The sequence below is a fragment of the Ignavibacteriota bacterium genome, assembly GCA_019637995.1.
In the GTDB taxonomy this organism is placed as follows: domain Bacteria; phylum Bacteroidota; class Ignavibacteria; order Kapaibacteriales; family UBA2268; genus JANJTB01.
Window position 1 is genome coordinate 1,174,767 of record JAHBUQ010000001.1, and the last position, 12,434, is coordinate 1,187,200.

The following is a 12,434-nucleotide window of genomic DNA, read 5'->3' on the forward strand; positions in this document are numbered from 1 at the left end:
TCAAATATTTTATTTAAATATTAGCAAAAGTTGGTATATTCTTGCATTATTGTTGTTTTTTTATGTGGATTGTGCTAATTTTGTAACAATTTAATGATGTAATTGTCTATATTATAATTTTGTGATTCGTTTATTAAATTTAAAAAGTGAAACTGTTGTTGGAAAAGATATATCTAAAATCACCTTTGTTGATTTTTGTAATTTTGATATTGTCAAATTATTCAATATCAATTGCTTATGATTTTTATCATTTCAAAACAGACTACAGTAAATATCCTTCTGTTGAAATTAACGGCATATTAATTAATAACAATCTACCTCAGAACTTTGGCACCAACAATCTAATAATCAGCGAAAATGCTAAACAATCAGAAATCATTTCAAGTAACTGCAATTTCATCTCAAATTCCGATGAGCAGGTAAATATATTAATTCTAATTGATTACTCCGCTTCAATGCTAAATAGAAATGCAAATTTAGTGAGAAATACGTTAATTGAGATATTTCAGGATGTTGAATTAAATAATCTCAAAATTGGAATTATGGGTTTTAACCATCAGAATTATTTCATTTCAGATTTCAACTCAAATTTTGATGAAATATTTTTTCCTGATGATATTCCGAATTCAGGTTTTAATGATATTACTAACGCCCTTGCAAATGCAACAACAGGTGCTATAGAAATTCTAAAAAAGTTAAATGGCAGAAAAGAAATTCTATTGATAAGCAATGGTTCAGAATCCGGCAATCTGAATACTTTAAGGAATCAACTTATTCAAAATAATATTCGTTTAAATGCTATTGCACTTGATTTTAATCCATCACAAATCATAAAACAACTTTCTGAATCAACATCAGGCTTCAGTTTAGGAAAAATTATTAATAATGACGCCTTAAATTCAGCTGTTAAGGGATTTTTATATCTTGCCGAATTTCAAGATGCTTGTACAATTTCATATAAATCATTCACTTGTCAAAAAGATAATATTTTAAATCTAAATTTTACTGAATATGGTATTAGCAGAAATCTGCAAATTGAAATTCCTGAATATAATCACCCAAGACTTTTAATTGAACCAAAATATCATTATTTCGGGCTTCGTCTCCCACCAGCCAAACCTACTGTAAATATAAGTCTTACAGCATTGAATGGCGATATTCAAATTGATGAATTTATTGATAATGAATATTTTAGAGTTACAACTCAACCAAAAAATTTTCTTCTCAGAAATGGGGAATCTAAAACAATTACAATTGAGTTCCTACCAAAAGATTCATCATATATTTTCAGAGATATTGAGATACACGGTAGCTTTTGCAATGCCGGAAGAGTCAGTTTGGCAGGAGGCTCGGACAGACTACTTGAAATTGATAAAACAATAAGAGTGACAGCTCCGAACGGTGGGGAGTCACTGCCTGCAGGCTCATACTATACAATCACTTGGGAAGGAACTTTGCCAAGCGATACAGTGAAAATCGAATACAGTACAAACGGAGGCAGTACTTGGAATAAAATAACAAATTCTGCATTCGGTAATAGTTTTGTATGGAGAAATATTCCGAATACAATAAGCAATAATTGCCTTTTAAATGTTAGTCAACTTTCAAAATATGATTTGAGCCGTAATATCATATCATTGAATGGTATTCTTGGGAATGTTGTCGAATTAGTTTGGCGGAATGACCTCAATGAAATCTATACTGGTAGCACTGATGGTTTTATAAGGTTGTGGAATGCCTCAACCGGAGAGCCGATAAGGACAGTAATAGGTGGAATTAGTGAATTAAAAGATTTTGATGTAAGTTCACTGAATAATTATTACTGTTTTATAACAGCAAACAGCAACAAAATTAGCTTTAGAAATATTGATAATGAATTCGAGGAATCATCTATCACAGTTGATGGAGAGATAATATCTTCTGTTGACTGGAATCCGGAAAATAATTTCATTGCAGCTGCAACAGAATCCGGCAAAGTATTTTTGTTTGATTTTCCATCTGCTACTGCTTCAAAAATATATTCCTATTCAAATCAAATAACATCTGTTGAATGGGACAAAAGCGGTAGTAAATTATCAGTTGGATTTGATGATGGATTTGTCAGAGTAATAGACCTGACGACAGACCAAGTGACCCATATTAAAGCAAGTGACCAAAGAATAAATTCAGTCCGGTTTAATCCTTTAGGTTCAGTTATAGTAACATCGTCAATGAATGAAATCATAAGAGTTTGGGATGTCTCATCAGGAAATAATTTAACAAGTTTTGTAAATAACAGAAAGCCTGTAAACGCACTAGCCTGGGACCCAGCTGCAAAATTTATCGCATCATCATCTGCTGACTCTGCTGTTTCATTGTGGCAACCCGGTACCGGAAATAAGTTTTATACTTTTACCGGACACAATAATATGGTAAATAATATTAAATGGCGGCACGATGGAGGCAGAATTGCAAGTTCGACAATTCAGGGCGAAGTATTCATCTGGACTCCTGACGATATTCCATTTAGCCGTCCTACTCTTCAGGAAGATGTCTCCGACAGTGTTTGGTCAATTGTTAATCCAACACTAACAAGCAAAAATGTGAATTTTCCGATTTTGAGGGTTGGCGATGCAATTGATTCCAACATAACAGCGATTATTAAAAACCCCAATTCATACCCCATTTATATTGATACAATTATCATAAGGGGTGCAAGCCGCTCATTTAGCATATCATCAGAAATGCCGCTTTTTCCTGTTAGCCTTAATTCCGGTGATTCAATTAACCTCATGATCAGGTTCAATCCCGAATCAAGTGGCTCGAAGTTGGATACATTATTATTTCTAAGTGGTTTAAGGGAGTACAGGTCATTTCTGTTTGGTTATGCTGAAGATAAATTGATTGAAATTTCACCTGCAGTACATGACTTTGGAATTGTGAAAATTGGATTTGATTCAGATATCTTTAGATTTAATATTATAAATTTAGGCACAAGTGACATTTACATTGAAAGTATCTCCCCAATCCTTAATCCTGACAATCAGTACCAAACTGTTGGATTTTCACCCGGATTTATTCCTTCCGGAAATCAAAAGTCGGTTGAAATGGTATTCAATCCAAGTTCATTTGCAATGTCAGGTGCTGTTTTTGATGTAGTTTATGATGGAAAAATTGGGAATGATTTCGTCACACTAAGTGGTGCCGGAGCTGCTCCTCAAATTAACTACCTTTCTGAAATTAGTCTGAGTGATATTGTTTGCGAAAATACAGCAAGTCAGGAAATATGGATTAAAAATATTGGAAATGAAGTACTTAGAATCAATTCCATTGAATTATCCGAATCAGGTAATGACTCATTTGAAATTGATTTGAGTAATACAAATTTTGAAATTATTGAAAAAGATTCTACCAGTATTTTGCTCAATTTTTCAAATTCGCTTGCGGGAAATTTTGAAACAGAAATTATAATAAATTCTGATATAAATGCTGATAAATCTACAATAAATAACATTAGAATCAATATTCGCAAAGAAATTAGTAATTATAAACTTCATCCATCAAATTTATCTTTTTATGTATTTGAGACATCAACCGAAGATTTTTCTACTTTAAAACTGATTAATGATGGAACTATCTCCGGATTATTTGAGATTCCTGATCCTTCTGAGCATTTTTCCATTGAAAGTATAGAGCCTCAATTTACAAATCCTGGTGACACAGCATCAGTCTTAGTAAGATTTTCAGGGACTGTATCAGAGGGACTTTATTCGGAAAATATTTCTTTTATTGATACTTGCGGAAATGTGAAAACTCTCATTCTCGCTGCCTATGTCGGTCCAAGCGATGCAAGAATTGAAGCCGGGAGCGAAATCAACTTCCCGGATATTCTTTGCTGGACCGATACAATATATCAAAACTTAAAAATCAAAAATGCAGGAACAACCCCCCTAATCATATCTTCATTTGAATTTATTGATGAAAATACTTCGTTTTTTATTGAAGATGATATTTTATTAAACAAAATTGATGCCGACAGTGAAATTTTAGTAAAGTTTGGTTTTAGACCATTAAAATCTGGAAATTATACAGATAAATTCAGACTAAAAACAAATGATGGAAATTTGAATGATGGTATATTTGATGTTGTATTAAATGGTTTTTTCGGGATTGCGGATTTCAAATTATCAGATGATAGACTTGAAATTGATGAGCTGCTTGAGAATGAAACTCATCAGTACATTTTTGAGATTATAAACACAGGAAATATTGAATTAAGGTGGGAATTACCTGAAATTAGGGGTAATTTCAGTATAGATTCGATAGTTCCTCCAATTACATTGCCTCAGGAGAAGTCTTTTGTCTTTGCAACTTTTAATGGAGGTGCTTCTGGTTTTCAATATGCTGAAATTGCTGAATTTAAGAATGTATGTAACACAAACCGAACTATTCTCCTTTCTGCTATTACTGACGGTCAGCCCAGAGTTGGAATTCGTGCTGGTGAAGTTTCAGCTAAGCCTGGTGATACAATTACTGTACCCATTGAAATATTTTCGATTAACGGAACTAATTTACCTGATGTTGAGGGATACAAATTTACCTTAGCTTTTAATCCAACTCTGATTGTACCATTAGATGATGAATTCGAGGGATATATCAAGTCTGACGGCAAAAGACATTTAACATATACAGCAGTAAATGTTAACGGTAATGAAAATTCTTATACTTTAAATTTGAATTTTTTAGCTACTTTAGGCAATGCTGAAAGTACAGAACTAATATTAACAAATCCAAAAGCAATTGGCAACAGCAATATGAAAATTCAGACATATGATGGAGCATTTTATCTCGATAGCCTGTGCTATGAAAATGGTGTCAGACTTATTGGGAATTACGGGCGGTTAAGATTAGGTCAAAACTTCCCTAACCCTGTTTCAACTGAAACAACTGTCAAATTTTCTGTTATTGAAACCGGAAGGCATAGTATATCAATTTTTAATATGCTGGGTAATGAAGTTAGAACTATTTTTGATGATATTATCATACCCGGCGAATATCAGGTACAATTCAATATTCATAATCTTCCAATTGGAAATTATATATACAAATTATCAACTCCAACAACCCGCCTGACACGAAAAATGACTGTCAACAGATGATGCAAATTATTCAAATAGAAAATATAAATGACAGCAGGATAACATCATATAAATCTATGAGGGATAATCTTGCAGATAATCATGGTAATTCCCTCTTTGTTGCTGAGAGTGAAAAAGTTGTAATGAAATTACTGCAATCTTCACTCAAAATACATTCAATACTGGCTCGAAAGGAATTTATTTATGAACATAATAGTATAATCTCAGAAAGAAAAGGTATTTATATTTTCACTGCAAACAACGAAATTCTTAATGAAATAATTGGTTTCAGAATGCATACCGGTGTGATGGCATTAGCTGAGAAACCTGAAAATCATGATTTAGATAAGCTTGGAGATAGAATTATATTTTTAAATAATATTGTTGACTCTGAAAATGTAGGCTCTATTGTAAGAAATATAGCAGCGTTTGGATTTGAATCAATAATTACGGATAAATCAACAAGTTCACCATATATAAGAAGGGCGGTAAGAGTTTCAATGGGAACAATTTTCAGCCTCAGACATCGCTTCACCGAATACACAGTTAATACTCTAAAATACTTAAAAAATGAAGGCTATCAAATAATTTCAGCAGAAATCAACGAAAAATCAATAAATTTCTCTGAATTGATGTTTCCCAAAAAATTTGTACTTGTATTTGGAAATGAAGCTAAAGGTATTGATAGATATATTATTGATATTTCCGATACAATTATAAAAATCCCAATAAGCAATAAAATAGAATCACTGAATGTAGCGGCAAGTTCCGGAATACTTCTTTATGAAATCAGTCGTCAAATCAACTCAGTTCAATGATATTATTTGCTGTTTCTGCAAAAGTATCATCGTGAGTTACAATAATTGCCTGGTCGAGTTTTTGTAGGATATAGCCTAGTGATTCAGATAAAGCACGCCTCTTTTCCACATCAAGATTTACTGTCGGCTCATCAAAAATTACAAATTTAGAATTTGAAAGCATAGAATTCATGGCAGAGCGTAATGAAATTGCAACCATCATTTGCTCACCACCTGATAGAAGTTCAAAATTTCTCAGTAAACCATTTTTCAACTTCAATGCGACCTGATAAGTATCTACTTCATCAGATTTCCATATAATTTCTTCAATTCTACCGCTGATCATTTGATAATTTTCTGTAGCAGATGCTTGAATCCGCTCAATTATTTTGTTTGCTATTATTTGCCCCATTGACTTGAGGTTATCTCTCAAAATCTCCGTAAGATATTTCTTTTTGTTTAGTTGATTAATTAAATTAATAAATTCATCACGGGATTTGATATTATTTTCATTAATTTCAATTTGAGAATTAATGCGACTTAATTCAACCACAGAATTTGTAAAAATTATTTCAAATTCATCAATTTCAGTTTTCAATTTTTCAATTAAATCTGATTTAGAAGCCAATTTATCTTTATTAAAATGTGATTTTAAACTCTCTATTTGTATTATAAGTTTTTCATTTTCAGACTGTAGATTAACAAGCTTACCTTCAAATTCTCTGATTTCATCCTCAAATCTATTGATTTGATTTGAAGAATTTAAATTGGAAACATAGTCTTCAAAATCATTTCTGAGCACTTCCTGCTCTGATTTCAACTCGGCTAATTTGACTTTATAAACTGAAATTGGCTCAGTAACTACTCTATTAATTTCAATTTTATTTGATAAACTTTCCTGATTTGTTGTAATATTATCAATTTCTGAATCAATCACAGAAATTCTTCGTTCAATATCATTTATTAAATTTAATTTTATTTTATATTCACTTTCTTTTGTTTGATAGTCAATTTTATTGGAATCAATATTATTCTGAATTCTATCAATTTCAATATGAATTTTACTTAATAAATCTTTTATTTCAATAGAGTTATTATTACTTATTTGAAAATTATTAATTTTGAAGAAATTTTGATTTTCAGAAAAAGTAAGTAATAGTTCAAGATTATACTTCTCAATATTTTTCTCAATCAACAACATCTCAAATTTCAGTTTTTCAATTTGATTCTGAAAAGTGACATTATCCTGAATTGATTTTTCAATCTGAGATTGCTCTTTCCTAAAATTTTTATCTTTATTTTCGATATCAACCAGCTTAATTAATTCAATTTCAAGTAGTTCTAAATCACTTTGCAGTTGATTATTTTTAATGTCAAAATATTCAGCTGATGAGCTTCCGCCACTTATGTTAAGGCATTTTTCCTTCAGATAGGGGCATGACCCTCCTGCTAATTCTTTGCGGGCTTCTTCATTATCATTTATACGTGTAAGAATTTCTGATTTTTTTGATTTCAAGCCTTCTTTTTCAATAATTTTAATCTTGAGTTTTTCTATTTCAATTTGTATTTCGGTGGATTTGATTGATAATTTCTCTGAGTCAGTAATATTTTTTTCGTTGACTTCGATTCTATTTTTTATAACTTCAATATCCTGATAGTATTTATTAATAGTATTTTCGGTTGATTCGATATAGTTGAAAAGAAATTTTAATTGATTAAAAACAGATGTTTTAATTTCTAAATTTTCATTTAGTTGCAAAGCTTCATTTTGATTTTTATCAATCAACTTAGAAATATGTTCATGTTCAAATTTTAATTCACCTAATCTTTCGCTCTTTGATAATAATTCAGTTTTTAGATTACTAATCACCTTTTCGTTTTCTGAAAATTGCTTATCTAATATATCAGTTTGGCTGCTTACTTTCTCAAGTTTAACTATTTCATTATCTAAATTTTTAATTTCATTATTAAGCAAAATATACTTATCATAACCCATTTTAGATTTATCAACGACTATTTTTGCCTGTTTAGAATTTTCCAGTTCAGCAATTGATTTAAGTAAATTATTTTGTAAATCTGAAATCCTGAGTTTATTATTTTCAAACAACTTACCATTATTCTCAATCTGATTTTCAGTATATTTCAGCTCCTCAATCTCTTTTTCTAACATTTCTCGATTATGAGATAATTCTAACTTTTTTTCTACCAGTACTTTGTTTTTCTTAGCCTCTTCATCTCTTGCATTTTCAAGCAACTTAGGTTCAACAATTAATAAATTCAACTCCAATATTCTTTCTGTTTTGACTTTAATTTGGTTGTCCAAATTACTTATATATGCCTTAATCATTCCGTCAGCAATCTGGCGATAAATCTCAGTATCAAATAATTTATCGAACCTTTTCCGCCTATCTGATGGTGTCCCTGTAAAAAGGTCGGTAATCTTGTTTTGAGAAGCCACGATTATATTTGTGAAAAAATCTTTAGAATTTAACTTCAAACCCATAAGTTCAAGCAATTTTTGCTGAATTTCATTTGTGCTATTAATTTTTAAAAGAGTATTATCAAGTGAAATGAGTTTCCCTGATCCGGAAGGAAGTGACTTTTCAATTGCAAAATTATCATCATCTATTGAAAATTCGACATAAATTTTAGCTTTCTTTTCTCCTTCAGTTATAGAATCTGCAAGATTGTCGCTACGAATTTTCCCTCCAAAAAGTGCATAACCTATAGCTTCAAGAATTGATGTTTTTCCTGAGCCGTTTGGTCCATAAAGCAAATTAACTCCCCGTGAGAAATCCTTTTCCAACAATTTGTGATTTCGGAAATTCTGCAAAATAATTTTTTTAATTACCATTTGGGCTTCCTTCAATCATTCTTTCGAGGAAACCATCTATAAAATCATTGAAATCATCTGACAGACCTTCGTTTTGACAAGATTTCATCTTGTCTAAAAGCTTTTCGGTTTCATGTGGAATCTTGCCAAACTTGTCCCATTTTGAGATTATTTCTGATTCTATCTCAGCAATAGTGCTATCAAACCCTGAGAAATCTTTGTAACTCGATAATTTCTGACCAACAATTTTTGTTACAACTTTGACAGCTCCCTTTTTTATTAGTTGATTCTCAATTTCAGGAATATCGAGTTCAAGCTGATGCTTTATGTCTAATATCAAGTAACATATTGGGTTATCAGTAACTTCGATACTTTCAATCAACTTTAATATTTGCTGTCTTGCTCCAACTAAATCAGGTTCGGTAATTTTAATTTCAATTTTAAGTTTTTTTCGATTTTTCGATTCAAAAAAGATTTTTTCATTTGTTTCGGTATCAAAAATGATGAATCCCTTTTGTTGATTGTACTCGTTCAAATCCCACATTTCAGGTGAACCAGGTACAAAGAAAATCGGGTTATCCTTAGGAAATGCAGAATATCCATGAAAATGACCACCTGCAATGTAATCAACTTTCCCTATAAGGTTTCTGATTGATTCTGCTTTAATTGTACCTAATATAAAATCAGGATTCGCAAGCGCTGTGTGAATTATTAAATAATTAAGGTAACCCTCTGACCTATTAACTTTTTGGGCAAACATTTCAAGTAGTGAATCAGCAAAAAACCCCGGATAACCTAATCCGTAGAATTTAACATTACCTATAATAATGGGATTAATTTCAATACCATCATCTTTTTCATTATAAAAAGGTCTGACAATTAAATTTTTATCTTCCAAAAACTTAATCCACGATTCTTTTTCCTTGCCTGACTTGATATTGTCGTGATTTCCTTCAATTACAAGGGTTTTAATTCCTGCAACTTTTAGCTTTTCGAATAGTGTTTCGGTTCTGGCTAAAATTTCCGGAGAAATTTCCTTTTTGTCAAAAAGGTCTCCTGCAACAACAAAAACATCAATGCACAGTTCGATAGCCTGTTCGACAATATAAGCAAAGGCAACAAAATAATCATTGTATCTTAGCTCTGAAAACTCGCCTGTAGCCCCTACAATCCTCCTTCCGAGATGAATATCAGAGCAATGAAGGATTTTCATATTTCTTTTCCATAATTTCGAAAAGCATATTTTGCATTACCATCAAACCGTCAGAGTTAGAAGACTTCATTTTCAAATCGGTTTCGCAAATTGCAAGTAAAGCAAATTCTATTTCATCAGGGGAATATTTTTTTAGTGCTAATGAATAATCATTAAACTGATATGGAGAAATTCCAAGCTTAGATGACATTGAGTTTGGTGGCATTCCGACTCTGAAATCATCGCAAATTTTAAGTAAATTAGTAAAAAACTTTGAATAAATTGCAATCATGAGCATTTCCTGCCTGTCAACAGCCAAAATTTTGTTCATAATCATAACAGCTTTAGCTATATTTCTTTCTGCGATTGCTTTTTGAAGCTCAAATACAGTATATTCTCTCGTTGAGCCTGTGAGGAAGCTTACATCCTTCAAAGAAATATTGCTTACACCTTCAGTTGCAAGAACGAGTTTGTCAACTTCATTGCTTAAATCACGAAGAGTTTGTTTTGTGCGAGAGACAAGAATTTCAAGGGCATTGTGATCAATTGTTTTGCCGAATGATTTCAACCTGGATTCTACCCATTTTGGATATTCCGATTCATATACACGTGGAAATTCCATCCAGCAATATTTTGATATAATTTTATTATATGGGAATTTAATTGAGCCGACTTTTTTTTGATAAGCATCCTTTGAAGATGAATTAAACGTTTTGAAAACATCTTTAACACCGTCAATTGAGGCTGTCAGAATTAAAACTGTAGTCTCAGAAGGTGACTCCAGATAATTAGCAACAGGTGATGATGTCTCAATTTTTTTTGACGTTCTGCCTAAAAAAAGCTTGTCAAATCTTTTTACTAAAACAACTCTTCTTTCAGTCATCATTGGATAACTACGACATAAATCAATAATTTGATTTAATTTCGCATCTTCCCCGTCGAAAATATCGAAGTTGAACTTATCATCTTCTGTAGCAACAAATTTCTTTATCAGTAAATTTTGAGCTTCCTCTCTGGCAAACTCATCCTCTCCGAACAGCAATATTATGTTATGTGATTCGCTGTTTTTAAGTAAATCATTAATATTTTTATACATTAGAATTATGAGAATTTTGATTCAATACGTGAATAATTTTTTTTATGATAACTTGTGCGTCTGCCGGTTTAACAATAAAATCTGCGACATTATACAAAGTCATTGATTTCAAAACGGACTCAAATCCAAGTGCAGAGCAAATAATAATTGGTATTTTTGATGTTCTTTCAGCAGCTCTTATATACTTAACGGCAGTAAGACCATCCATAACAGGCATTTGTAAATCCATAATAATCAAATCAGGAATTTTCTTACTTAATTGTTCAAATGCTACTTTTGGATTAGGACATTCAATAACACTTGCTCCAAGATATTTTTCGACTATTTTTGAAATTAGTTTTCTGAATGGTTCTTCATCCTCAACAATCATAATTGTTACATGCTCAAAACCCGGGATACGCATATTATTACTTAAATTCGGCATTTCTATAGATTAAATTATTTGACAACCAATATTTTAGAAGGTAATTCTTCAGCCTCAAAAAACCTTTTGATAGCGATCATAGATTCGTGAGTAATGACCTCACCCTTTGCTGCAATAAGCATTCCATAAGAAGTAAGATAGTCATCGGCAAAAACCATACCCGGCTCAATGCCGTTTACCGGAATTCTCATAACTGACCTGAATCCAAGTGACTGTCTTTCATCTTCCATCAACTGAATAAATGTGTCAACAATCTTTTGGTCATATAAAATATTTGATTTTCTTGACATAAAATTTAATGCTGCTGTATACCTTTCCCTTGATGTATCAAGATATGAAGAAGTGCTCGAGTACTGAACAGCACCATTGAAATTTTCACCCTTTGCCCTCTGACGTTTATTCATTTGATTATGAAAATAATCAACTACAGCAATTATTTTCGCTACCGGATGTATAGCTTCTCTATGTAGCTGCTTCGGAAAGCCGCTACCGTCCAACCTTTCGTGGTGCTGATAAATTATCTCCGAAATATTTGACAGCAAATGATAAGGCTCAAGGATATGGTATCCCAACTCTGGATGCTGCTTATATTTAGTATATTCATTTTCCGTCATCTCTGATGTAAATTTATACAAACAGGATTCTGGAAAATTCAGCTTTCCAATATCATGTAAAAGCCCTGCGATTCTGGCTTCCATTACATCTTCGTCATTCATGTCGAGTAGTTGAGCTACCTGAGCAGATTTTTCGGAAACAAATCTCGAATGACTACCATCATAAAATTTTTCAGTTGTTTCTACTGCTCTTGCCAAGACTTTAACAACTTGAAAATAACTCTCAGCAAGTTGATTACCTAAATCTTCAACCATCTCCTCGAGTTCATTTATCCTGCTTTCAACTGCATCCATAATTAAAAATTCTTTTTTGGGATATACATTACAAAATATACTCTAAATTAATAAAAAAAATCATCTA

Annotated in this window: 7 protein-coding genes; 2 read left to right on the forward strand and 5 right to left on the reverse strand. The window is 31.7% G+C overall.

Going from position 1 to position 12,434, the window contains the following annotated elements:
* Positions 1–155 precede the first annotated feature (155 nt).
* Positions 156–5,138, forward strand: coding sequence for a choice-of-anchor D domain-containing protein (locus tag KF896_04590; protein MBX3042977.1), 4,983 nt, complete (start codon positions 156–158; stop codon positions 5,136–5,138).
* Positions 5,135–5,935 (forward strand): RNA methyltransferase, encoded by an 801-nt coding sequence (locus tag KF896_04595; GenBank protein MBX3042978.1) that lies wholly within the window; start codon positions 5,135–5,137, stop codon positions 5,933–5,935. The genes KF896_04590 and KF896_04595 overlap by 4 nt, the downstream gene beginning before the upstream one ends.
* Here the strand turns inward: KF896_04595 and KF896_04600 are convergent.
* Genes KF896_04600 through KF896_04620 form a run of 5 tightly spaced genes read right to left on the reverse strand, consistent with a single transcriptional unit; the run spans position 5,919 to position 12,367 of the window.
* The gene (locus tag KF896_04600; protein MBX3042979.1) at positions 5,919–8,768 is read right to left on the reverse strand and encodes an SMC family ATPase; all 2,850 of its coding nucleotides are present in this window, start codon (positions 8,766–8,768) and stop codon (positions 5,919–5,921) included. The genes KF896_04595 and KF896_04600 overlap by 17 nt on opposite strands.
* A complete protein-coding gene (locus KF896_04605; protein ID MBX3042980.1) occupies positions 8,758–9,960 on the reverse strand; it encodes a metallophosphoesterase in 1,203 nt (400 codons plus the stop codon). Before KF896_04605 ends, KF896_04600 begins: the two co-directional genes overlap by 11 nt.
* Entirely contained in the window at positions 9,938–11,035 is a 1,098-nt protein-coding gene (holA, locus tag KF896_04610) for a DNA polymerase III subunit delta (GenBank protein ID MBX3042981.1), read from the reverse strand. The genes KF896_04605 and holA overlap by 23 nt, the downstream gene beginning before the upstream one ends.
* Positions 11,028–11,459: a response regulator gene (locus tag KF896_04615; GenBank protein ID MBX3042982.1), complete on the reverse strand. Its 432-nt coding sequence runs from the start codon at positions 11,457–11,459 to the stop codon at positions 11,028–11,030. The genes holA and KF896_04615 overlap by 8 nt, the downstream gene beginning before the upstream one ends.
* 14 nt (positions 11,460–11,473) lie before the next feature.
* Entirely contained in the window at positions 11,474–12,367 is an 894-nt protein-coding gene (locus KF896_04620) for an HD domain-containing protein (GenBank protein MBX3042983.1), read from the reverse strand.
* Between the last annotated feature and the right edge of the window lie 67 nt (positions 12,368–12,434).

What these genes read in the sequence shown, in the direction of transcription:
- KF896_04600 (MBX3042979.1), bottom strand. Translation starts at nt 8,768, where the DNA reads ATGGTAATTAAAAAAATTATTTTGCAGAATTTCCGAAATCACAAATTG.
- KF896_04605 (MBX3042980.1), bottom strand. Translation starts at nt 9,960, where the DNA reads ATGAAAATCCTTCATTGCTCTGATATTCATCTCGGAAGGAGGATTGTA.
- KF896_04595 (MBX3042978.1), top strand. Translation starts at nt 5,135, where the DNA reads ATGATGCAAATTATTCAAATAGAAAATATAAATGACAGCAGGATAACA.
- holA (MBX3042981.1), bottom strand. Translation starts at nt 11,035, where the DNA reads ATGTATAAAAATATTAATGATTTACTTAAAAACAGCGAATCACATAAC.
- KF896_04615 (MBX3042982.1), bottom strand. Translation starts at nt 11,459, where the DNA reads ATGCCGAATTTAAGTAATAATATGCGTATCCCGGGTTTTGAGCATGTA.
- KF896_04620 (MBX3042983.1), bottom strand. Translation starts at nt 12,367, where the DNA reads ATGGATGCAGTTGAAAGCAGGATAAATGAACTCGAGGAGATGGTTGAA.